This is a genomic window from Novosphingobium sp., assembly GCF_030696665.1.
Classification (GTDB): Bacteria; Pseudomonadota; Alphaproteobacteria; order Sphingomonadales; family Sphingomonadaceae; genus Novosphingobium.
On sequence record NZ_JAUYRV010000002.1, the window covers coordinates 49,521 to 70,472 of the forward strand.

The following is a 20,952-nucleotide window of genomic DNA, read 5'->3' on the forward strand; positions in this document are numbered from 1 at the left end:
CTCAATCGGGCGCGCTGAAGCAGTATGCGCAGATCTTGTTGCCATCGGGATCGAACAGGTATGCGCCAAAGGCATGTTCGACCGCACCACGCGGGCCGGGCGCTCCCGCATCGGCACCGCCTGCCGCAAGCCCTGCGGCATGAAAGGCGCGCACCGCGTCCCGTATTGGTGCCTTGAAGCTGACCGTGCCACCGTTTGCAGCCCGCGCCTGCGCGCCATCTAGCGGGCGCAAGATCAGGAGTTCAGCCACTTTCCGGCCATAGCCGATCCCCTGATCGAGGAATTGGCCCACGTTCTTGATACCCAACGGTGCCAAGGCCGCGTCGTAGAACGCTTCGGCACGGGCAATATCGTTGCTGCCAAGGCAGACATGCGTGAAGATGCCTATGCCACGCGCTCCTCGTAATCGCGCACGATCCGGTCCAGCGTGGGCCGGTAATCCCCGAGTCCGGGCGGCAGCGAAATGGCATTGCCATCCTGATCCAACCCGGCTTTGGCCAGTATATTGCGCCGGACCAGCATCACCGCAGCGCCGATAACCGCCTGATTGGCCTCGACATAAAGGTCGGCTGCATCATCGTGCGAAAGACCCCGGTTTTCCAGCATCGCCATGATGTTGACGGCGTAGGCCACTTCCCGGTCAGACTTTTCACCGCCAATCAGGTTGCCGATCATCTCGGGCTTGGACTTGAACATTTCGAAGCAGAGCGCGGCATGGCCCCGCAGGACTTCCTGCCAAGTGCCGCCAAACGTATCGGCCAGCGCGCGGGTTGCCATGCGTTCTGCAACCAGTTCCAGCAGATGATCGCGGCCCCGCACATAACCGTAAAGTGTGGCCACGCCGGTGTTCAGGCGTTCTGCCACGGAACACATTTCCAGCTGATCAATGCCCACCGCACAGGCAGCATCGACAATTGCATCAAGCGTCAGTCGCCGTGGCCGGCCAACAGAACGCTTGGCAGCAGACGGCAGTGCACCTCTTGCAGATTTTGCTGAATTGATTCCGGCGTCATCGCTGGTCAACGCTTCTGGTGGCTCCATACCATCTCCGGTGCGGCGACGCACATTGTTCGGCGGCCTTTTTCAAGATTGGACCCTATCAGTCCTGCACGCAAGAGTGCCGTCTGACGTGTTGTTCACGCAGCATCAAGTTATTTCCGAATCAGTATCGACAATTCATTCAACCTTGATTATCTGGCGATGATGGCGGGACACCCCGTTACCTTTTGCATTGAAACATTGGTGACAAACATGAAAATTCATTCCGTGTTCGCGCTGGCTCTTGGCCTTGTTGCACTCCCCGCCGCAGCCCAGACTGCGGCACCCGTTGCAGCCGCTGCGGCAACAACCGCTCCTGAAATCAAGAGTGGCGAAATGGTATGGTCGGCCGAAGGCCGCCGAATCGGCCGTGTTGATCGCGTGCGCGGTGATGCTGTCGTGGTGATCCGCGATATGAAGATGATCTCGATTCCGATTGCTTCGCTCACTGCCAGCGAACGTGGTCTGGTGACCACGCTGACCAACAAGGAAATCAGCCGCCTCTGATTGCTTTCCGCGCTGGCTGGTTCACCAGTCGGCGCGGAGCGATTCTGGCATCAGGCAAAACGCCGCCGGGGTTATCCGGCGGCGTTTTCCTGTCAGACGGTGCGCCGGGTTCAGGCGTTGAGCAATTCGCCGGCGATCTGCGCATGGATTGCGGTCGGGTCGTTGCCGGCATGAGCGCGCGCCGCAGACAGGTCCAGCCACACTTGCGTCAACGGCCCACCGCGCTGGATGCCGCGCGCACCAAGCAAAAGCATCATTTCATCCACCAGCACCACCAGCTTGCGCAGGTTGCTGGTCAACTGGCCGCGATAGAGCAGCGCTTCATCCTGAGGCAGCGCCAGATCGCGGGCCACATGGTCGGCCAGCCTTGCATAATTGTCGGCCAACTGGCGCTCGACCGTATCGATTTCAACGCGGGTCCGCCCAATCGCGGAAAGGAAGCGGGCGTTCTCACGCGAAGGCCCCGAACCCATCGGTCCCTGACGATCACGTGTCACCGCAGTAAACGTGGCCAGCGCGCCGCGCGTTGCACCGACCGCAAGGTTGGAAATCGACGAGCCGAACACATAGAGCCACGGCAGGCGATACAGCGGTGGCAGGCCGGACGAAAGCGGCAGCGGCATGATCCCGGCATCCGGAACATACGTGCGGTAAGCCGGCACGAACGCATTGTTGATGACCAGATCGTTGCTGCCGGTGGCGCGCAGCCCGAACGTATCCCACACCCGGTCGATCTCAAGGTCGCTCATCGGCACAAGGAACAGCCGCATTTGCGGCGCCGGGCGGGCATCATCTGGCGGCACCATTCCGCCCACGATTGCCCATTGCGCATGGCTGCTGCCGCTGGAAAAGCCATAACGCCCGCTGATGCGGTAGCCGCCTTCGACCGGAGTTACCCGCCCCGTCGGCATGAATGAGGAACAGACCAGTGCGTCGGGATCATTGGCCCACACGTCTGACTGCGCCAGCGTGTCCATGCGCCCAAGCATGAACGACTGGACGCAAAGCACGCCATAGACCCAGGCCGTGGAAGCGCAGCCTTGCGCAAATACGTTCTGGATGGCGTATGCTTCACGCGGATCAAGCTCCAGCCCGCCCCACCGCTTGGGCTGGAAGGCGCGCAACAGCTTCGCCTTCTTCATGGCCGCTATCGTCTCGGGCAGAACGTCGCCCTTGGCATTGGCCTCAGCGCAAGACGCAACGATCAGCGGCAACAATCCGTGCGCGGCATCGATCAGGGATTGCGGATCGATTTTTTCGCTCGTTACATTGACACTTGCCACAGGCAACTCCTTTTCCACTTGGAGCAAAGCCTAGGGACTGCAGAAAATACCGTGCCTTTCGTGCGATAGGAAGTGCCCTGCCCTTTGGTTCAGGCCAGATCAGCGGCGTTCGGAATTTCCCGCCGCAACGCATGGGCTGCGCGCAAATAGCAGAAGATCGCGCCCAGCAGAACCAGCCCTGCGGCCATCATGGCATGTTGCAGTCCTTGCGCGGACGCTTCTCCACAAGCCGCCCCGGCTGGACCGTGAAGGCAATCCGCACGATAGTTTCCGGCATAGGCCTGCGCGGCCAACCGGTCGCTAAGCCATCCAAGCGCTACCGACCCGATGCCAAGGCCTGCGACCGTTTGCCCAAAAGCATGCAGCGCTGCGGCCGAAGCACGCATGCGCGGCTCCACCAATCTTTGTGTCACGGTCATAATCGCAGGCAGGAAGGCGTTGAGCGAGGCCGCCGCGAAGAACATCAGAACCATGAACCAGCGCCAGTCCGATTGCAGGATGGCCAACAGGTAAAGCGGCAGCGAGACAACCAGCAGCATGGCAGGCGCACGCCCGAACCACCCAATATCACGCCGCCCAAGCCAATCGGCTGCCCGGCCACCGCTATAGTTGCCAATCGCCATCGCAAGACTGAGCGAACCTGCAAAGATCATCCCGGCCTGCGCGATATCAAGACCATAGCGGCGGACAAGCAGAGGGATCATGAACAGATTGAGACCGAAACTGACCATGCCGACAAGGCCGCTTGCCGCAGTCAGATAGAGAAATGCCGGCGACTTTCCGACCTTGTTCAAAACGGCCCCAAAGGATGGCGTCTCGCCCGCATCACCAGCATTCTGGCGCACAGGCTCGGGAATGGTCAACTTGAGAACAACGGCAAGCACCAGACCCGGCACGCCCATCGCGACGAAGGCTGCTCTCCAGCCATAGTTCTGCACCACCCACCCGCCGATGGTGGCCGATACCGCCGCCCCGACCGAAACCCAGATGGCGATGGTGGAAAACGCACTTGCACGGCGTTCTGCGGGGAACCTGTCTGACAGCATCGAAATAAGCGCCGGGGTAAAGCCCGCCTCGCCCACGCCCACGCCCATCCGGCATAGCAACAATTGCGCAAAGCTGCCCGCTGCGCCTGAAAGTGCGGTCATTACCGACCAGATCGCGGTGACGGTGGCAATTATGCCGACCCGGCTGCGCCGCTCTGCCAGACGGGCCAGCGGGATGCCCAGCGCAGCGTAGAACAGCGAAAATGCAAGGCCGCCCAGCAGGCCTAATTGCAGATCGGACAAGTTGAGGTCACGCCGGATCGCCTCGCCCGCAATCGAGATGATCGTGCGATCCACGAAATTCATCATGTAGATCAGCCCGAGCAGGACGATAAAATATCGCTCGCTACCAGTCGTGCTGACGTGCCCGTTTGCCGTATCATTGTTCATGCCGCCGCCCCCCGGTAGACCAGATTGATCGCTTCCAGATCGAGCACGACATCGCTCGCCCCGTTGGTCATGCGATAGGCCATCCTGACCAGCCCGCGTCCGGCATCACTAGCCGAAGGACGACATTCGGCAATCTCGGATTCCAGCGTCAACCGGTCGCCGGGGCGGACGGCTTTGCGAAACCGCACATTTTCCATGCCTACCCCGCAATAGTAATCAATATCGCCATTCAGATCGTGGTCCATCCGCCGCCACAGCGCCAGCAGATGCGCGCCACTGGCGATCAATCCGCCAAAAGCCGATCCGCGCGCGGCCAGCGGATCGACGTGAAACCACTGCGGATCAAAGTCTTGCGCAAAGGCGATGATCGCTTGCTCATCAATCACCAGCCCCGCCGATGTGCGTCGTTCGCCCACAACAAGATCATCGAATCTGCGCATCATGCGAATGACAGTCCTGCCTTAACGACGGCAGACATCGAGAATGCCCTGCTTTACGATGGCTCTGATATGCGCGCCAATGGACGAAGGTTTACCCACCGATGCGCCCAGTTCATCGGCAAGCGACAAATCCTTCTCGCCAATCCCGGCCTGCACCGCCATCAGATCGCGCTGGCGCTGTTCGCCCGGATTGTTGCGGAAAGCGATGAAGCCGTTCATCGGCGGCGTCATAACCCCGTTGCGCTGCATCACCGCCATCAGTTTGTCGATGGGCACACCGGCCGCCTCAGCCAGATCCATTGCTTCAAGGCCCAGCATGATCTGGCTCCACGAAACAAGGTTGTTGCAGATTTTCAGGCCCATTGCCGAACCCAGCGGCCCCACCAGCATCGTATTGGTGGAATAGGCATCCAGTACGGCCTGCACGCGGGCCATCGTTGCTTCACTGCCGCCCAGCATGCAGAATACGAAAGGGCCGTCATTGGTCATCTCGGTTCGCGTGACGGCCGCATCCATCAACTCGACATCCACCGCAGCAGCACGCGCTGCCAGCGCCTTGATTGTATCGGGACGCACGGTGCTGTGGACCAGGATCACCGAACCGGGGCGCATGGCCGGGATCAGTTCGTCACAGCATTCAATCACCTGCTTATCGTCCTGGACGCAGATTCCGACGACATCGCAACCGCCAAGTTCGGCAATACTGCCAGCCAGCGTGGCCTTCCCGCGAAACGGCTCCATCGAAGCCGGAAACTTGTCGAACACCGACAGCGGTAAAGCCAGCTTGGCCAATTCGCGAGCCTGCGCGCCGCCCATGCTGCCAAGGCCGATAAATCCGACGGAACCGATTGCCTGCGTCATTCGTGATGATCCTTTTCCAAACGCGCATGCTCTACAGGACAAGCGCCCCTGCCGTCAGCAAGGCAAGCATGCGCCTTCGTGCCAAAACTAGCGCAGATGTGCCGTTTATGGCTGCGCCAGACGCCCAGCCGGTTCAGGCCGAGCATCGTGGCGATCTGCCCCGTTGCGTTTCACACACCGCGCCGCCAGCGCAAACTGCATGGCCGCAAGCGGATGGCACAGCAGCATGATCGAAAGCGCCCAGCCGAGCGAATTGGAGCCGCCGATCATGTCGCTGAGCTGCCCCACCACGAACGGTGCCACGCCAAAGCCCAGCAGGGTTGCGCCCAGCTGGAGCAGCGCGATGGTGAAGCCCCGCACTTGCGAGGGCACCACAATCAACAGCAGTCCGTTGGCCGGGCCGTTGTAGCTGTTGAAGAAAAAGGCATAACACGCGACCAGCACAAGCGCGGGCAACGTGGCCTCGGTTAGCAGAGACCCGATGCCAAGGAACGTTGCCGCCATCGAGGTGGCCGCAGCGATGATGCCTGATCGCCACGGATTGGATCTCGCATCGCGGCGGCTGGCGCGGTCTGCCAGCCATCCGAAAAAGGCCCCACCCAACGCGCCGAGCAACCCGGTGGTCAGGCCCACTGTCAACCCCGCCTCGGACAGCTTGAGCCCGTGTTGACGCACAAGGAACGAGATCGACCAAGTGGAGTACGACGATATTGCCGCAGCCGTCAGCAGCACGCCAAGCAGGATATGCACCGCCGCAGGCCGCGCCGCGATTTCAGCCAGCGACTGCATGAACGAGAGCTTTTCAGGAGGGGCAGTTGCCGGGAGGGCTGCATCAGCCATTGGCGCATCGCTTGCGCCGCGCTTGGGTTCGCGAATCACCAGAAACACGATCACGGCCATGATCATGCCGGGCACGCCGGCCAGGAAAAACGCCATGCGCCAGCCGTATTCAGCGGCAATCATTCCCCCGACAATGAATGTCAGGATCGAACCAATGGCAGACGAAAGATACCACAGACCAACCGCAGTCGACCGCTCCTTCGCCGGGAAATAGTCGGACAGCAGCGAAAGCCCGGCGGGTGATCCGCCGGATTCGGCCAAGCCCACCATGCACCGCGAAGCGAGCAACATGGTCCAACTGGTTGCCAATCCGCAAACGGCGGTCATGGCGCTCCAGACCGCGAGGATCATGGCCAGCACGTTCTTGCGCACCGAACGGTCGATCACCATGCCCATCGGCAGCACCGCCGCGCCATAGCACAAGCCGTAGCCAAGGCTGGAAATCAGCCCCAACTGGGTGTCCGTCAGATCAAATTCGTGGCGCACCGGCTCCATCACGATGCTCACCACCATGCGGTCCATGATGTGGCAGCTGTGTGCCAAGGTGAGGACCAGCAAAACCAGCCATCGATACCCTGAGGCGCGCTCGGCCCCGATCGACCCGGCCATAAATCCCCTTCCTCAAGCGCCCAAGTCAGCCACGCCCAAACCGGTGCGGCAGCTTTGCGCAAATTGCATTGGGGCGGAACGTCGAGCAAAACCTGCCGGAGCGAACATACCTTCCGATAGGAAGCGATGCCGCAATGCGTGGATTAAAGGTGCTTCCAGTTAGACGATTACGCAGCATTGCCAGCCGCAATGGCACCGCTATGCCGCACGATGAAAAAAGCGAAGGCCCGAAACGATGACTGATACGGCAACGACCCCGCAGGCACCCGCGCGTGAGATGCGCCACTGCGCGCTGTTTGATCGCAAGATTACTTACGACAACCCGCACGAGACGATCATCCCGGTCATCCATCAAGGGCCCGCGGTGTTTTATGCCGATAACGTGTCATTCAACAAGCCGGGCTGGGTCGTGCGCCGCGCCGAGGACTTGCGCAAGATCTACGCTGACACCGAAAACTACCACAAGAGCGGCAACACCGGCTTTGCCCAGATGATCGGCGAGACGTGGGACATCATCCCGACGGAACTCGATCCACCGGTCCACACAGCCTATCGTTCCGCGCTCAATCCGCTCTATTCGCCCAGCCAGATGATGAAGCTGGACGGCAAGGTGCGCGGGCGGGCGCAGGAATTGATTGCCCGGTTCAAGGACAAGGGCGAATGCGAATTCGTGCAGGAGTTCGCGATCCTGTTCCCCATCACCATCTTCCTTGAAATGATCGATCTTCCGGTCGAACGGCTGGAACAGTTTCTGGAGTGGGAAAACCAGCTACTGCGCGGAACCGACGCCAGCGTGCAAATCGCCAGCGTGCGGGCAGTGAAGGAACTGCTGATGGAAACCATCGCCCAGCGTCGGAAAAACCCCGGCGACGATCTGATCAGCAAGTGCATGACGCTTGAAGTCGATGGGCGCAAATGGAACGATCAGGAAGTCTTCGGCCACGCGTTCAACCTCTACCTCGGCGGGCTGGACACCGTGACCGCCAATCTCAGCCTGCAGTTCCGCCATCTTGCAGAGAACCCGCAGGACCAGCAGACGATGCGCGAGAACACCCCTTCGCAGAATGTTGTGGCAGTGGAAGAACTGCTGCGCGCCTATGCCGCGGTCTCGACACAGCGGATCGTTTCAAAGGAGCACCAACTGGGTGGTCACACCCTGCTGCCGGGCGATGTCGTGTCGATGTCGACTCCGCTGGCCGGGCGCGATCCGGAAGCCTACGAAAACCCGCAGGAAGTGCGGCTGGATCGCAAGCCGATGCATGTCACGCTGGGCCACAGCATCCATCGTTGCCTTGGCCAGCACCTTGCCCGCCGCGAATTGCAGACCGCGATCGAAGAGTTCGTGAAGGTGATCCCGATGTTCCGCTTGCAGGAAGGTTTCCGGGTTCCGTGGTTCACCGGCAATGTGATGCAGGTGAACGAACTGCCGCTGCGCTGGGGCTGATAAAGCATCACCGCCCGGTGGATCGCACAGGATCGACCGGGCGGAGATTCGCAGACGTCAGACCGGCACCAGTCCCGCCTGATGCAGGACCGTGGTGTCAAAGTATTGGGCAATCCGGGTAATGGCGTCACCCTCGATGGTCGCGATCAGCAGGAACGGTGTTTCGATCACGCCGCCCGGTGTATCGCCTTCCAACGTGGCCTGCTCCACAAATCCGCCGGGATGAAGATGCAACCGCCGGTCCTTCGTGCGCCGATTGGCGAACGTGGCCCTGCTCGCTTCCAGCAGATCGCGATAGGCTGCCTTGCTCAGTTCGACCTGCGGCTGGAAATTGTACCAGACCACCCCATCATCCGTCAGATGTGCGACCACGCGGTCAATGTCGCGCGCGTTGCACGCCGCTTCCCAACTGCGCGCAACCGCGCCCACCCGATCCAGCGCATCCCCGGTCATGCCTCATGCCTCCATGTGCTGGCAACATGGGCTTCGAACTGGTCGCGGTTGTCGGCAACATGCGCGAAGGCCTTGGTCACGCCGCCGTCCACTCGCATGATCTGGCCCGAAACGAACCGTCCGTCTTCAGAGGCCAGCAGCGCGACCATCGCTGCGATATCCTCAGGATAGCCAAGCTCCGGGGTCAGATGATGGCGTTCCACCATGCGGATCAGTTCCGGCTGGTTCGCGCGCGAAGCCGCCGTGGGCACCATGCCCGGCGAGATGGCGTTGCAGGTCACGCCCTGCTTGCCATATTGCGCCGCTACATAAAGCGTCAGGGCGTTCACGGCCGATTTCGATGCGGCATAGGCGGTGCGGGAAAGATCGCCAAGCAACGAGGCACCTGAACTGGTGTTGATGATCGCCCCGCTGCCCGATGCGATAAGAGCGGGCAAGGCGTGCTTGATCATCAGCATTGTGCCGCGCGTGTTCACCGCGAACGTATGGTCCCACACCTCGATGTCCATTTCGCCAGCCGCGCCATCACGGTTCAGGAATTCGGACTGCGTGGCGGCCCCGTTGTTGAACACCACCTCCAGCTTGCCATAATGGGCCAGCGTATCGGCGATAAGCTTTGCGATGCTGTCAGGATCGCCAAGATCGACATGCAGCGCGATGGCATCGCCGCCCTCGGCCCGGATTTCCGCCGCAAGCGCCTCGGCAGGCTCGAGCAGAATGTCGGCAATCACCACCTGCCCACCCTCGGCGCACAACCTGCGCGCCGTTGCCGAACCAAGCCCGCCTGCGCCACCCGTCACGATGCAGGTCCGTCCGCTCAATCTACCCATTTGCGTGCTCCTCAGGTGCTGTCGGTTTGTAGGCATCGACGCCGCCGCGCGTTTCGGCGACGTGCGGGAAATGGGTCGAAATTCCGCCATCGACCGGGATGATCTGCGCGGTAATGAACTTGCCGTCGTCGGACGCCAGCAGTGCGACCATCGCGGCCAGATCCTCGGGCCTGCCAAGGCGCGGGGTCAGGTGGTGCGACAAGTACATGTCAAGGTTATGCCCCTGATTCATCGCGGCATTTTCAGTCACGACCAGCCCCGGCGAAACCACGTTGCAACGGATGCCCTTCTTGCCGTACTGCGCCGCAACATATTCAGTCAGCACATTGATAGCCGCCTTGGACGAGGCATAGGCAACCCGGAACAGATCCCCGCGCAGCGACGCACCCGAACTGGTATTGATGATCGAGCCGCCGCCCTGCCGGACCATATGCGGCAAAACATGCTTGATCATCAGCATCGTGCCACGCGTGTTGATGCGGAACACGCCATCCCACAAGTCGGCATCCATGAATTCGATCGCCGCGTCCCTGATCATCGTTTCCGCACGCGTATCGGCGGCGTTGTTGAACAGGACGTCGATCCTGCCAAAGCGGGCGATGGCAGCATCAATCAGCGCCGCGATGCTCGTTTCCTCAGCCAGATCAAGATAATGCACCATTGCATCGCCGCCTGCATCGCGCACCGCCTGCGCGGTCGCCTCAGCGCCGGCCAAATCGATATCGGCCAGTACGACGCTCGCCCCTTCCGCCGCCAGCCGACGCGCGGTGGCTGCGCCAATCCCGCCGCTGGTGCCGCTGATCACGGCCACTTTGCCTTCCAGTCGTTTCATCGTGTCTCTCTCCGCGTGATTGGCGAAATGGCATCCGGGCAAGGCTTGCCCTTGCTTCTCCCTGTCGCGGTACCCCGCGATCGCACGGCCAAGGTTTGCGGCAAATCCGCCTGCCTCAACCCCGCCCGACGGCAGGTGCGAGCGGATTGAAAAAATCATGCACTATCCTGCATCCAAGAGAGAGTCCCTGAAGCACCGATGCAGGAGTGGCCACATGCCCTATCGCGTAGATATTCCCGCAGACCGTGAACCGCTGGTTCACATCCTGAACCACCTTGGCACCGAAAAGCTGGTCGACACACGTCAGCGGATGTTCCGCACGATCTACGACGCGCCCGAAACGACGCTGACCGCGCGCGAACGCGAGGGAATGCGTATTCTGGGCGCGGCACGCACCAATTGCCCGATCTGCGCCGGAATGCGGCTGTGGCGTGATTGGCCCGGCTTTGCCGGTGGCGAAATTGCCGAGGAGTTTTATCAGAACGCCGCAGACTGCAACTACGCGTGGGAAGGCTTTACCGAGCGTGAGCGGCTGCTGATCGAATTCGCCGACCGTTTCGAGAGCGACATTGATTCGATCAACGGCGACGATGCGCTGTGGGAGCGGATGCACGCGCTGCTGACCGAGCCGGAAATCGGCGACACCGTGCTCATGCTGGCATGCTGGGTCGGCACGGGCCGCGCGCTCAAGGCGCTTGGCATCGGCAGCGTCTGCGTGGTTCCGCCAAGCGCCGAAACGCTGGCATCGCTGCGCAATGACAAGCTGACCGAACGCGCCGATCTGATCGCGGCACAATAGGACGGCGGGCCGCGCGGGATGGAGCACTTGCGCGGCCCGACCCTCAATCCTTCGGTGTGAAATCAATCGGCGGGAGTGACATTCCGTCCATGTATTCATCGCACCGTGTGACCAGCTGACCACGCGTGTGGAAAACCATTGCGAACGGTACGTCGGTGCGCGTGCCCGCGCCGTCGATGGAAATATCGCCCAGGCACTGCTGAAGCACGGTATCATTGTCCATCGCGGTCAGGCGCACGGCCTTGAACTCTATCTGCATGACCTTGAGCGCATTGACCAGCATGGCAAACTCCTCATCCTTGGTCAGGTTCTTGCGCACCGTCGCGTGCCATTGGATAAAATCATCGGCGGCCACGCGCTTCATACCTTCAAGATCGCGCGCGGCCCAGAAAGCGTTCCACCGCTCTACCGCGATGATCGAATCCGGCTTGGTGGCAATGTCGGACATCAAGGCGATCCCTCTTGTGGATATGCGGCAACACGCCGGGCACCCGCCATTGTAGCGCGCTGATATACAGAAGTTCCTGCCTCAAGACAGGGCACCTGCCAAACCGACACCGACCACGCCCTCCGACCGGTAGGAACTGCAACTTTGATCGCATGACAGTCTGCCGCAACGAAAAAGGGAGATTTGGACATGCGCAGGCTTGAAGGCAAAATTGCAGTTATAACCGGCGGCGCAGGCGGGCTTGGGTCCGCCACTGCCGCACGTTTCGTAAGCGAGGGCGCAACGGTGGTCGTGGCAGATATTTTCGAGGCTCGCGCCAAAGAAACGGCGCAGCGCATCGGTGGCGGGTCAATCGGCCTGCACTTCGATTGCGGAGAACCTGCGTCGATCGAGGCGGGTATTGCCGAAACAATCGCCCGCTTTGGCAAGATTGACATCCTGTTCAACAATGCTGCGGCGACCTCGAAAGAGGTCAACATGCAGGATCGCACGGCGGTCGATATTCCGCTGGAAATCTGGGATCTTGTGATGAACGTCAACGTGCGCGGGGTGATGCTCGGGTGCAAATATGCGCTTCCGCACATGATCCAGGCAGGAAGCGGGTCGATCATCAATACCGCGTCGGATTCCGGGCTGATGGGTGACAATGTCCGCATCGCCTATGGCACGTCAAAGGCGGCCGTGATTGGGCTGACCAAGTATGTAGCGTCGCAGCACGGCCGTCAGGGCATCCGCTGCAACGCGATCCTGCCGGGGCCGATCATCAACGACAGTCTGGCCGAGTATCCGGAACTGGTGGCGCGGATCAAGCGCCAGTCGCTGACCAGCCGCATCGGCATTCCTGCCGATATCGCCGCGATGGCCGCGTTCCTTGCTGCCGACGAATCCGAATACATCACCGGGCAGGCCTATTCGGTCGATGGTGGCCACCTGGCCCATCAGCCGCAGATGGCCGACATGCGCGAAATCGAATCGCCAGAACTGCCGCCGGTGGACACGTTCTAGACGCGATGGAATTGTGCCCCGGGCGTCAGGCCTGTGTCTGACGCCCAGTCGCCTTGCGCTTTCGAACCGGTGGATACGGCGTGTGGCTAAGGCTGGATTCGATGAAGGCGACGATCTTTTCGTGGTTCGCACGCCACAGGGCTGTCGCCTCGTCCACTTTGTGTTCGATCACTGCATCCAGGAACCGGCGGTGATCTTCGTGCAAACTGCGTTCGTAACGCGCCAATTCCCGGAATGTATGGCGATAGCGCATCTGCTGCGCATAAAGCTGCGACCATGCCCGTAACAGCCATTGGTTGTCACAGCGCGAAAACAGGATGCGGTGGAACTCGTCGCGATGCCGCACATAAGCGTCCATGCTGATCTCGTCGTCGCCTACTTGCGCCAGCACACGCGACGAAATGTGATAGGCTGAAAGCAACGCGCCTTCCCACGCGAAATCGCCCAGCGCGATGGATGATTGCAGCAGCGGCAATTCAATCGTCAGGCAGGCGTCCGCCAGCTCGCGAAAGCCATCGGCCGATAGCGGTACGGCCCGAAACCCGCTGTTGCGCTCTATCGTGACCAGCCCTTCGGCAGCCAGCCGCGAAAGACCTTCGCGCGCAGCGGCCTGGCTTATGCCCAGCTCACGCTGGAGTTGAGCAATCTTGAGCCGCGACCCCGGCTTCAACCGGCATGAAATCAGTCCGGCGCGGATCTGCACATAGGCCCGATGGGTGATGCTCTGGTCGCCGCTGTCATCTGTCAGGCTGGCACCGGTCAGGCTATCACCTGTCAAAGCGTCGCCCGACAGCGGCGACATTTCGGCAAGACTGCTCATGCCCGCACCGGGCTGTTGAAATGGTCCATCGTCACTGGTCATAGCAACAGCGGCACATGGCTTGTCAATGGTTGGTCACTGCCGGACGCAGACCGCTGCGCGCAAATGCGCTCGCGCCGATCCCGGCGAGCAGCGCGCAGCCTCCGAAGATCAGGAACACACCGGCAGACCCGATCGCCTGCGAAATGAACCGCGCAATGAACGGGAACGCTACCTGCACCGCAAACATCGCGGACATCGCCCAGCCGATCCCGCGCGCCGTGTTGGTTGATGTGGCCGCAATATGCGAACTGAGGTTGGGCGTAAAAATGGCCAGCCCGCATGAAACTGCAAACATCGCGCCGATGAACAGCGGCAGCGATGGCGCGATCCCGGCCACAAGCAACCCCCCGCCGGTCAGCAGCAAGGTGAGCGCAAACAGGGCCTGCGCACCCATCCGGGCATGCAGACGGCCATAATTGCTGGTCATGATCAACGACCCCACCGACATCGCGCTTAGCGGCAACGCGGCCAGGCGCGGATCGGTCACGCCGATGGTGTGAAGGTAGAACGGCGCAAACATCGGCCCGACGTACATTACCAGACCGATGAAACCCGCCAAAACCAGCAGGATCGGCGCAACACCAAGGCCGCCGCCGGTCGGTGGGGCCACCTTGTCTGATATGCCCGGGCCGGACTTTGGCGCCGATGGCAGCGTCATCGCCATTGGCACGATTACCAGCGCCAGCGCGTGAATGAAAAAGGGCAGCCGCCAGCCAAGTTCAGACAATGCGCCGACCGACGGGAACACCGCAATCGCCCCGACGCTGGAAAGCATGGCGTTGCGACCATACATCCGCGGCCGCACATCGGCAGGCAGCGTGCCCAATCCGGCAAGGCCCGCAGTCATTGCACCGGCAACGCTTACACCCAACACAACCCGGCTCGCCAGAATCAGCGGCAGGCTGTCAAGCAGGACCGGCAGCGTTCCAAAGATCGCAAACACGATCAGCGAGACAATATAGACCCGTTTGTAGCCGTAGCGCCCGATCAGCATGCCGATAACCGGCGAACTCAGCGCGAAGGCAATTCCACTTGCCCCGCCGATCAGCTGCGTCAGAAGTTCGGCGTCAGGATCGCCGGGAAAGGCTGCTGCCACCATCGGCAGCGCAGGCCCCATCGCGAACAGACCTACCATCGGCACCAGCCCGCACACCAGCAAGGCCCAAAGCCCCACCGCCCCCGGCATTTGCCCACTTTGCTCCGTGCCGTTGTTCAAGTTCAAAGCCGCTGCTCCCCCGCCAGTGATGCTGGTACAGAAGCCACCGCGCGCTGCGGTTGCGACCATCCTGCCTTGTTCATCAAAGGCTACAGCGCGCCTGCCACGCCGCGCCTATCGTGTGATATGCCGCTGGTCGCCCATGCCAACACTGCTTCCTGCCTTGCGGCAGGTTTCGCCGATGCCCGCTTTGCGATGGTGCCGCCAAACCATGACAGCCAAAACGCGACAGGCCCCAAGATGACATCCCCAGACCGACCGATCTTTCGCCCGCTGACGGTGCGTAGCGTGACCTTGCGCAACCGCATCGTCATGTCGCCGATGACACGGATGGCTTCGCCCGGCGGAGTGCCGTCCGAACCGATGGATGCCTATTACCGCCGCAGGGCCGAACACGGCGTCGGTCTGATCGTGACCGAAGGAATCGGTGTCGATCATCCCACCGCGCTTGGTTCAGGGTCGTTGGGCGAGGCCAATATGCCCGAACTGCACGGCGATGCCGCGCTGGGGCGGTGGCGCCAAATTGTTGCCGGCGTCCATCAGGCAGGCGGCGTCATCTTCCCCCAGCTATGGCATCAAGGCCCAATCCGCGCGCACCGCACCGGCCCTTATCCTGAACTGATGTCATCCCGGCCATCGGGCCTGTGGGGACCGCGGGGTGGCTTCAGCACCGTGCCGGAGCCATATCTCGAAGAGATGCTCGCTCCCACCGCACCGATGACCGACGAGGATATCGTCGACGTGATTGCCGGGTTTGCACGCAGTGCCGCCAATGCCCGTGAGGCGGGTTTCGATGGGATCGCAGTCCACGGCGCGCACGGCTATCTGCCCGATGCGTTCTTCTGGCACGAAACCAACCGCCGCGATGATCGCTGGGGCGGCACTGCACTGCGGGAACGGGCGCGCTTCGGGGCCGAACTGGTCAAGGCAATCCGCGCAGAAGTGGGCGATATGCCGATCATGTTCCGCTATTCGCAGTGGAAGCAGCAGGACTACGATGGCCGCCTTGCACAGACCCCGGCAGAGCTTGAGGGGCTGCTTGGCGCGCTGGCCGATGCGGGCGTCGATATTTTCGATGCCAGCACGCGCTATTACCACCACGCCGCCTTCGAAGGCTCGCCGCTGACGCTGGCCGGGTGGACACGCAAGCTGACCGGCAAGACAACGATGGCGGTCGGCGGCATCGGGCTGCTGAATGAGTTGAAGGACAGCTTCGCGGGCGAAGTCGGCACGGTGAACAACGTGCCCGATGTGGAGCAGCGCTTGGAAGCGGGCGAATTCGATCTTGTCGGCGTCGGGCGCTCGCTCATCGCAGACCCGGCGTGGGCGGAAAAGGTCCGGGCAGGCGCACCGTTCGAACCGTTCCATCCGCGCGTTCTCGCCGCAATTCATTGATCGGGCAGGAGAGAATCAGCATGGGGCGGCTTGAAGGCAAGGTTATCCTGATCAACGGTGCAGGATCGGGCATCGGCGCGGCCTGCGCACTCGAATACGCGCGCCAGGGGGCCAAAGTCGTTGTCGGCAGTCAGAGCCGTTCGTCGGAACAGGTTGCAGCGCAGATCTGCGGCGAAGGGCTTGAGGCCAAGCCGTTTTCCGCCGAAATATCGGACGAGGACCAGGTTCGTGCGATGGTCGCCTTCACGCTCGAAAGCTATGGCCGGATCGACGTGCTGCACAACAACGCGGCAATGACCGGGCCGGAAATCATCACCCGCGACGTCGACGTCATCAACATGGACGGCGATCTGTGGGACCGGACGATGGCGGTCAACGTCAAAGGGCCAATGTTTTGCGCCAAACACGTGATCCCGCATATGATCGCGCAAGGCGGCGGGTCGATCATCACCACCGGTTCGACCAAGGCACTGCAAGGCGACATCGCCCAGACAGCCTATGGCGCGTCAAAGGTTGCGGTCCACAACCTGACCTACAATATCGCTGCGCAATACGGGAAATTCGGCATTCGTGCCAATGTGTTGATGGTCGGGCTAATCATCTCGGGCGCTACCGAGGACAACATGCCGCCACCGGTACGCGAGGTGATGCTGCGCCATATGCTCACACCGTTTATCGGGACGCCAGAGGATTGCGCCAAGGCGGCGGTGTTCCTCGCCTCGGACGAATCACGCTATACCAACGGGCAGAACCTGCATGTTGACGGTGGCTATGCCAGCCATGCACCATCGCTGGCGGATTTCCGCGACATGATCGCGGCGATGCAGGCTGGCGCGGGTCCGGGGGCTTAGGTCGTCCTTTGACGAGAGGGCAGATGCCCACCCCCAACCCCTCCCGCGGGATGGGAGCGAGACGTGCGGCTCCGTAGGAGACGTTAGTCGCAGCGGGGTGGGCCTGATCCGCCCTCAATGCTTCAACAGATCGCCCCTGTCGCGCTGCGCGGTGCCTGCCGCAGCGATCCGCGCGCGGGCGCGTTCCTCGCCGGCAAGCCCGGCTGACGTGGGGTGATGCACGGCGTCCTCGGTCATCCGCTCGGTCAAAACGTCCCAGCACGTTACCGTGAGCGATTCGCGATCGATAAACGGACATTCGCGGAGCGTGCCATTGCGCCAATGCGCGCGCGCCGCATCGTCGGTCAGCCGCCAGATACCAACGTGGTCGTGTTCCGGGCTGAATTCCACAAGCTGGCCGTGACCGTCATAGGCCAGCAAGGCACCGGTAATGATGCCCTGCTCGCGAAAGCGAGTGGGCAGGTAGTGATCGTTGTACCAATCGCGGAACTGGGCCTCGTGTCCCGGCTTCGCCGTGATCTGCTCGACCACCACACTGCCGGTCTGGAACGTGCGCGGTGCCTTGTCGCGGTATTGCAGCGGGTAGTAGTGGAAATCGTCCATGCGCGACATATCGATGGAATCCTCCACCACCATGCGCGGCGTCAGGGCATTGTCGATATGCTCCTGCACAAACCTTTCAGCATCGAACACTTCGTAAAGTGCCAGATATTTGGCGAAGAACCGCCCGCCGGGAAATTCCTGCACCTGCTCGGCCGACAGGCTGAAGCGCTGCTGCGCGATGGAGCCGCGAAAGCCCAGCGCATCACGCGTGTGGATATGGGTGTACCAGTCGTTGAAATCGTCGTCGCGGCCCTGCGTGGGATTGGTGAAGACGACAAGCAGCGCTTCGATCATGGCGTCTCTCCTCTCACCCGGCTCAGCCGCCCACGAAGAATGTCAGCGGTGCGCCCATCGCAGCGGCCCAGCTGCGCGGCTGCTTGCCATCGATATCCTTGATGCCGTATTTCCGACCCAGATCCGCGCCGATCAGCGCCTTGCCCGAAAGGGCCTTGAGCTCAGCATCGGCCAGTAGGCCCGCAATCACCAGCCCGGTGAATTCGGGCGTCTCGAACTCGGGCAGCATCGCGCGCAGCGGTTCGGGGAAATATTCGTCCGGGATCATCTTCGATTCATCGGTGCGGACATAGCCGGGCCAATAGGACACGATGGAAACGTCGGTTTCGGCAAAGTCGATGGCCATGTCGTGGACCATCTTGTCTGTCCCTGCCTTGGCCGCGCCATAGGCCGGGCCGCAGAAATAGGACGAAGCGCCGTAGAACGAAATGTTGGCGATCAGCGAAGCGCCGGTGCGGATCATCAGCGGTGCAGCAAAATAGGCCGCCACATAATCGGACCGCAGCCCGACCACGAGCATATCGGCCAGCTTCAGATCCTTGTCCCAGAACGCGCCCGGCGTCGCCAGTTCCTGTCCATAAACCGCCGCTGCATTGTTAACGAGGAGGTCCAGCCGCCCTTGCTCACGCTCGATTCGTTCGAACACCGCCTTGACCTGCGCGTCGTCGCGGTGGTCGCAGACGATGGCAATGCCCGTTCCGCCTGCGGCATCAACTTCGGCAGCGGCGGCGTTCAGCGCCTCTTCGCTGCGCGCGGTGAGGTACACCGTCATGCCCTTGGAGCCGAGTGCGCGCGCGGTCCCACGGCCCACGCCCTTGCTCGCTCCGGTTACCAGCGCCACGGTTTTGGTCATAGAGTCCTCTTCCACGTTCGGCCTTGGCACACGGCTGCCGACCATGCAGATGGGCTATGCGCAGGCGCGCGCGTGCGGTCCTCCCGCCGGATAGGGCTACTGCGCCATACCGTGCGCAGCCCTCAGCCGAGGTCGGGTCCGGCTTCAGTGCCTTGCAGAATCTCAACCCACGTGCGCGAAAGATAAAGCGAGGCGATGCGCCACTGGCCTTCTGTCAGCACATAGGTTTCATGATAATGGCCGCGCCCTTCGATATGGAAACCCGGCATCCTGACGACATCTTCCATCGCCCAGATCGCCTTGGCACTGGTGGGAGAGGTCACCGTGATAATCGGGGAATGGACCTGATGCACCGTATCAGCCGGGTCTAGCAGTTGCGGCATGAACGTGCGGATCGCGCCCCGCCCGGTCACGCGCGGCATCGGGTTGGGCGCGCGCCCGCGCGTGGAAACCGACTGGTCCACATCAAGGATCGCATCTTCGGTAAACAGGTCTGCGTAGGCGTCCCATTCCTTGAGATCAATGTGGTAGCAATAGCGGGCCTTGAGGGTCTTGATCGCTTCGCGAATGCCGAGTTCTTCCAGTGTCACGGGGATTGCCTCCGGTTCAACCGAGCGCACGGATCAGCGCAGCGGTATCGTGATCCTCAAACGCCGTGGTCAGGCGCAGATGGTTGAGAACGCTGATTTCCCAGCCGTAGTTGGCGATATTGGTGGTGAGCCAGCCGATATAGACGCCCCACACCAGACAGCGCCGGTATTCGTCCCACGTCTCGTCCCAGCCAGGCGATTCGGCAACGCCGTGCGCCTTCAAGCGGTCCAGATAAAAGGCCAGCAGATCACGTTCTTTGTCGCGCCGCACGTCGATCGGCAGGGCGGTGGTGATGATATAGTTTACGTCGTGCATGTGATGCCCGCGCACGGTCAATTGCCAATCGAGCAGCCCTGCGCGGCCATCGGGCAGAAGGTAGGTATTGCCGATATGGGTATCGCCGTGGAGCACGGTGTGCGGCAAGGTCTGCTGGTGCTGGTGCAGCCGCGCAACCCCGCGCCGCAATTCATCACCCGATGTGCGCAGGCGCGCCACCAGTTCACGCTTGAAGTTTTCGGTGTCGATTTCCTGCTGGATCGCCCCCGGCACGAAATCGTGCATGAATGTGGCCAGTTCGCCCTGCGTGTGCGTTTCAAGGAACGCAAGGTCGGTAGCGAAGCGGGGCGATTGCCAATATCGCGCGTGCAACCGGGCCAGCACGTCCAGGATCGCACGGACCTCGTCCAGCGTTGTTTTGGACAGCACGTTGGGGAAACGCGCGCCATCGTCGGTCAGGTCGCCCAGCAGCAGCGCAAAGGCCTGCGTTGCCGGATCATACGAGCCGCCGAGCGTAACTGGAGCCTCGATATCTGTCACTTCAGGCCGCAGCACGTTGTAGAACCGCACCTCGTTCTGATACAGCGGCCCGATCATGAAATCGGGCGACCGGCCCAGCTTAAGCACCAGATGGCGCGGGAGACCTGCAGGCGATCCTGCGGCATATTCGACATCGAGAAACGCGCGCGCGGCGGTGGAGACCATACCGTCGCCATAGCGCTTGGCATCCTTAACCCGGACGCTTTCGAAACGGACATCGGGCCGCCACGGCGCGATGATCGCGTTCAGCAGATCGGCGTCGTAGGCTTCTGGATCGAACGGAATGCCCTGTGACGGGACGATCCCGTTCGGCGCGGTGGCTGGCATCATGGTATCTCCGGGGAAAGGGCGCTTCAGCAGATCATTGCGCCATCGATCAGGAATTCCGCGCCCGACACGTAGCTGGCATCGTCCGACGCGATGAACACCACCACGCGCGAGAATTCGTCGGCCCCGCCTACGCGCCCCAGCGGGATCAGCGCGGCGGCGTTTTCGCGCACAGCGGGCACCAGCGCGGGCGTTTCAATCGCGCCGGGGGTGAGCGTGACCACGCGGATATTGTCGGGGCTGAGTTCCTTGGCGCCGAGTTTGGTCATCCCGCGCACGCCCCATTTGGACACGCCATAGGCGAAATATCCGGGCAGGC

At 61.7% G+C, this 20,952-nt stretch carries 25 protein-coding genes; 7 read left to right on the forward strand and 18 right to left on the reverse strand.

The window, feature by feature from the left end; translation table 11 throughout:
• Window position 1: 1 nt before the first annotated feature.
• Window positions 2-388 (reverse strand): VOC family protein, encoded by a 387-nt coding sequence (locus tag Q8R81_RS00295; protein ID WP_305615079.1) that lies wholly within the window; start codon window positions 386-388, stop codon window positions 2-4.
• The gene (locus tag Q8R81_RS00300; RefSeq protein WP_305615028.1) at window positions 385-894 is read right to left on the reverse strand and encodes a hypothetical protein; all 510 of its coding nucleotides are present in this window, start codon (window positions 892-894) and stop codon (window positions 385-387) included. Before Q8R81_RS00300 ends, Q8R81_RS00295 begins: the two co-directional genes overlap by 4 nt.
• On the opposite strand from Q8R81_RS00300, the gene Q8R81_RS00305 reads away from it, so the two are divergent.
• Window positions 887-1,204, forward strand: coding sequence for a hypothetical protein (locus Q8R81_RS00305; RefSeq protein WP_305615030.1), 318 nt, complete (start codon window positions 887-889; stop codon window positions 1,202-1,204). The genes Q8R81_RS00300 and Q8R81_RS00305 overlap by 8 nt on opposite strands.
• Window positions 1,205-1,251: 47 nt before the next feature.
• Entirely contained in the window at window positions 1,252-1,545 is a 294-nt protein-coding gene (locus Q8R81_RS00310) for a hypothetical protein (RefSeq protein WP_305615032.1), read from the forward strand.
• Between the two features lie 110 nt (window positions 1,546-1,655).
• Here Q8R81_RS00310 and Q8R81_RS00315 read toward each other — a convergent pair whose 3' ends face one another.
• The 5 genes from Q8R81_RS00315 to Q8R81_RS00335 all read right to left on the reverse strand — a co-directional run bounded on the left by Q8R81_RS00315 (window position 1,656) and on the right by Q8R81_RS00335 (window position 7,014).
• The gene (locus tag Q8R81_RS00315; protein ID WP_305615034.1) at window positions 1,656-2,828 is read right to left on the reverse strand and encodes a flavin-dependent monooxygenase; all 1,173 of its coding nucleotides are present in this window, start codon (window positions 2,826-2,828) and stop codon (window positions 1,656-1,658) included.
• Window positions 2,829-2,917: 89 nt separating this feature from the next.
• Complete coding sequence (locus Q8R81_RS00320) at window positions 2,918-4,264, reverse strand: MFS transporter (RefSeq protein WP_305615036.1); 1,347 nt, start codon at window positions 4,262-4,264, stop codon at window positions 2,918-2,920.
• On the reverse strand, window positions 4,261-4,707 hold the full coding sequence (locus Q8R81_RS00325) for a MaoC/PaaZ C-terminal domain-containing protein (protein ID WP_305615038.1): 447 nt from the start codon (window positions 4,705-4,707) through the stop codon (window positions 4,261-4,263). Before Q8R81_RS00325 ends, Q8R81_RS00320 begins: the two co-directional genes overlap by 4 nt.
• Window positions 4,708-4,725: 18 nt before the next feature.
• Window positions 4,726-5,565 carry an NAD(P)-dependent oxidoreductase gene (locus Q8R81_RS00330; protein WP_305615040.1) on the reverse strand — a complete coding sequence of 280 codons (840 nt, stop codon included), beginning with the start codon at window positions 5,563-5,565 and terminating at the stop codon, window positions 4,726-4,728.
• 105 nt (window positions 5,566-5,670) lie between these two features.
• Complete coding sequence (locus Q8R81_RS00335) at window positions 5,671-7,014, reverse strand: MFS transporter (protein WP_305615043.1); 1,344 nt, start codon at window positions 7,012-7,014, stop codon at window positions 5,671-5,673.
• A 235-nt stretch (window positions 7,015-7,249) separates the two neighbouring features.
• Here Q8R81_RS00335 and Q8R81_RS00340 point away from each other — a divergent pair, with 235 nt between their 5' ends.
• A complete protein-coding gene (locus Q8R81_RS00340; protein WP_305615045.1) occupies window positions 7,250-8,458 on the forward strand; it encodes a cytochrome P450 in 1,209 nt (402 codons plus the stop codon).
• A gap of 57 nt (window positions 8,459-8,515) precedes the next feature.
• Here Q8R81_RS00340 and Q8R81_RS00345 read toward each other — a convergent pair whose 3' ends face one another.
• The 3 genes from Q8R81_RS00345 to Q8R81_RS00355 are packed head-to-tail and all read right to left on the reverse strand — an operon-like array spanning window position 8,516 to window position 10,732.
• On the reverse strand, window positions 8,516-8,911 hold the full coding sequence (locus Q8R81_RS00345; RefSeq protein WP_305615047.1) for a nuclear transport factor 2 family protein: 396 nt from the start codon (window positions 8,909-8,911) through the stop codon (window positions 8,516-8,518).
• Window positions 8,908-9,741 (reverse strand): SDR family NAD(P)-dependent oxidoreductase, encoded by an 834-nt coding sequence (locus tag Q8R81_RS00350; protein ID WP_305615049.1) that lies wholly within the window; start codon window positions 9,739-9,741, stop codon window positions 8,908-8,910. The genes Q8R81_RS00345 and Q8R81_RS00350 overlap by 4 nt, the downstream gene beginning before the upstream one ends.
• Entirely contained in the window at window positions 9,734-10,732 is a 999-nt protein-coding gene (locus Q8R81_RS00355; RefSeq protein WP_305615050.1) for an SDR family NAD(P)-dependent oxidoreductase, read from the reverse strand. Before Q8R81_RS00355 ends, Q8R81_RS00350 begins: the two co-directional genes overlap by 8 nt.
• 55 nt (window positions 10,733-10,787) lie before the next feature.
• Here Q8R81_RS00355 and Q8R81_RS00360 point away from each other — a divergent pair, with 55 nt between their 5' ends.
• Window positions 10,788-11,372: a hypothetical protein gene (locus Q8R81_RS00360; RefSeq protein ID WP_305615052.1), complete on the forward strand. Its 585-nt coding sequence runs from the start codon at window positions 10,788-10,790 to the stop codon at window positions 11,370-11,372.
• A gap of 43 nt (window positions 11,373-11,415) precedes the next feature.
• Here Q8R81_RS00360 and Q8R81_RS00365 read toward each other — a convergent pair whose 3' ends face one another.
• Complete coding sequence (locus tag Q8R81_RS00365; RefSeq protein WP_305615054.1) at window positions 11,416-11,820, reverse strand: nuclear transport factor 2 family protein; 405 nt, start codon at window positions 11,818-11,820, stop codon at window positions 11,416-11,418.
• Window positions 11,821-12,009: 189 nt separating this feature from the next.
• Between Q8R81_RS00365 and Q8R81_RS00370 the strand changes: the two genes are divergently transcribed.
• Window positions 12,010-12,825, forward strand: a complete 816-nt coding sequence (locus Q8R81_RS00370) for an SDR family NAD(P)-dependent oxidoreductase (RefSeq protein WP_305615057.1) — start codon at window positions 12,010-12,012, stop codon at window positions 12,823-12,825.
• A gap of 25 nt (window positions 12,826-12,850) precedes the next feature.
• On the opposite strand, the gene Q8R81_RS00375 is transcribed toward Q8R81_RS00370, so the two are convergent.
• The gene (locus Q8R81_RS00375) at window positions 12,851-13,645 is read right to left on the reverse strand and encodes a GntR family transcriptional regulator (RefSeq protein ID WP_305615059.1); all 795 of its coding nucleotides are present in this window, start codon (window positions 13,643-13,645) and stop codon (window positions 12,851-12,853) included.
• A gap of 64 nt (window positions 13,646-13,709) precedes the next feature.
• Window positions 13,710-14,873, reverse strand: coding sequence for an MFS transporter (locus Q8R81_RS00380; RefSeq protein WP_305615061.1), 1,164 nt, complete (start codon window positions 14,871-14,873; stop codon window positions 13,710-13,712).
• 105 nt (window positions 14,874-14,978) lie between these two features.
• On the opposite strand from Q8R81_RS00380, the gene Q8R81_RS00385 reads away from it, so the two are divergent.
• On the forward strand, window positions 14,979-16,298 hold the full coding sequence (locus tag Q8R81_RS00385; protein WP_305615063.1) for an NADH:flavin oxidoreductase: 1,320 nt from the start codon (window positions 14,979-14,981) through the stop codon (window positions 16,296-16,298).
• Between the two features lie 20 nt (window positions 16,299-16,318).
• Window positions 16,319-17,149: an SDR family NAD(P)-dependent oxidoreductase gene (locus tag Q8R81_RS00390; protein ID WP_305615065.1), complete on the forward strand. Its 831-nt coding sequence runs from the start codon at window positions 16,319-16,321 to the stop codon at window positions 17,147-17,149.
• 114 nt (window positions 17,150-17,263) lie between these two features.
• On the opposite strand, the gene Q8R81_RS00395 is transcribed toward Q8R81_RS00390, so the two are convergent.
• The 5 genes from Q8R81_RS00395 to Q8R81_RS00415 all read right to left on the reverse strand — a co-directional run.
• On the reverse strand, window positions 17,264-18,046 hold the full coding sequence (locus Q8R81_RS00395) for a hypothetical protein (RefSeq protein WP_305615067.1): 783 nt from the start codon (window positions 18,044-18,046) through the stop codon (window positions 17,264-17,266).
• A gap of 22 nt (window positions 18,047-18,068) precedes the next feature.
• Window positions 18,069-18,899, reverse strand: coding sequence for an SDR family NAD(P)-dependent oxidoreductase (locus Q8R81_RS00400; RefSeq protein ID WP_305615069.1), 831 nt, complete (start codon window positions 18,897-18,899; stop codon window positions 18,069-18,071).
• 122 nt (window positions 18,900-19,021) lie between these two features.
• Window positions 19,022-19,489 (reverse strand): nuclear transport factor 2 family protein, encoded by a 468-nt coding sequence (locus Q8R81_RS00405; protein WP_305615071.1) that lies wholly within the window; start codon window positions 19,487-19,489, stop codon window positions 19,022-19,024.
• A gap of 16 nt (window positions 19,490-19,505) precedes the next feature.
• Entirely contained in the window at window positions 19,506-20,636 is a 1,131-nt protein-coding gene (locus tag Q8R81_RS00410; RefSeq protein ID WP_305615073.1) for a phosphotransferase, read from the reverse strand.
• A 23-nt stretch (window positions 20,637-20,659) separates the two neighbouring features.
• Window positions 20,660-20,952 (reverse strand): SDR family NAD(P)-dependent oxidoreductase (locus Q8R81_RS00415; protein ID WP_305615075.1); only part of this gene is annotated, 293 nt, incomplete at its 5' end.

Coding starts and splice junctions, on each gene's coding strand:
- Q8R81_RS00305 (WP_305615030.1), top strand. CDS start 887: ATGCCCACCGCACAGGCAGCATCGACAATTGCATCAAGCGTCAGTCGC.
- Q8R81_RS00310 (WP_305615032.1), top strand. CDS start 1,252: ATGAAAATTCATTCCGTGTTCGCGCTGGCTCTTGGCCTTGTTGCACTC.
- Q8R81_RS00320 (WP_305615036.1), bottom strand. CDS start 4,264: ATGAACAATGATACGGCAAACGGGCACGTCAGCACGACTGGTAGCGAG.
- Q8R81_RS00325 (WP_305615038.1), bottom strand. CDS start 4,707: ATGATGCGCAGATTCGATGATCTTGTTGTGGGCGAACGACGCACATCG.
- Q8R81_RS00330 (WP_305615040.1), bottom strand. CDS start 5,565: ATGACGCAGGCAATCGGTTCCGTCGGATTTATCGGCCTTGGCAGCATG.
- Q8R81_RS00335 (WP_305615043.1), bottom strand. CDS start 7,014: ATGGCCGGGTCGATCGGGGCCGAGCGCGCCTCAGGGTATCGATGGCTG.
- Q8R81_RS00340 (WP_305615045.1), top strand. CDS start 7,250: ATGACTGATACGGCAACGACCCCGCAGGCACCCGCGCGTGAGATGCGC.
- Q8R81_RS00345 (WP_305615047.1), bottom strand. CDS start 8,911: ATGACCGGGGATGCGCTGGATCGGGTGGGCGCGGTTGCGCGCAGTTGG.
- Q8R81_RS00350 (WP_305615049.1), bottom strand. CDS start 9,741: ATGGGTAGATTGAGCGGACGGACCTGCATCGTGACGGGTGGCGCAGGC.
- Q8R81_RS00355 (WP_305615050.1), bottom strand. CDS start 10,732: ATGATTTTTTCAATCCGCTCGCACCTGCCGTCGGGCGGGGTTGAGGCA.
- Q8R81_RS00360 (WP_305615052.1), top strand. CDS start 10,788: ATGCCCTATCGCGTAGATATTCCCGCAGACCGTGAACCGCTGGTTCAC.
- Q8R81_RS00365 (WP_305615054.1), bottom strand. CDS start 11,820: ATGTCCGACATTGCCACCAAGCCGGATTCGATCATCGCGGTAGAGCGG.
- Q8R81_RS00370 (WP_305615057.1), top strand. CDS start 12,010: ATGCGCAGGCTTGAAGGCAAAATTGCAGTTATAACCGGCGGCGCAGGC.
- Q8R81_RS00375 (WP_305615059.1), bottom strand. CDS start 13,645: ATGAGCAGTCTTGCCGAAATGTCGCCGCTGTCGGGCGACGCTTTGACA.
- Q8R81_RS00380 (WP_305615061.1), bottom strand. CDS start 14,873: ATGCCGGGGGCGGTGGGGCTTTGGGCCTTGCTGGTGTGCGGGCTGGTG.
- Q8R81_RS00390 (WP_305615065.1), top strand. CDS start 16,319: ATGGGGCGGCTTGAAGGCAAGGTTATCCTGATCAACGGTGCAGGATCG.
- Q8R81_RS00395 (WP_305615067.1), bottom strand. CDS start 18,046: ATGATCGAAGCGCTGCTTGTCGTCTTCACCAATCCCACGCAGGGCCGC.
- Q8R81_RS00400 (WP_305615069.1), bottom strand. CDS start 18,899: ATGACCAAAACCGTGGCGCTGGTAACCGGAGCGAGCAAGGGCGTGGGC.
- Q8R81_RS00410 (WP_305615073.1), bottom strand. CDS start 20,636: ATGATGCCAGCCACCGCGCCGAACGGGATCGTCCCGTCACAGGGCATT.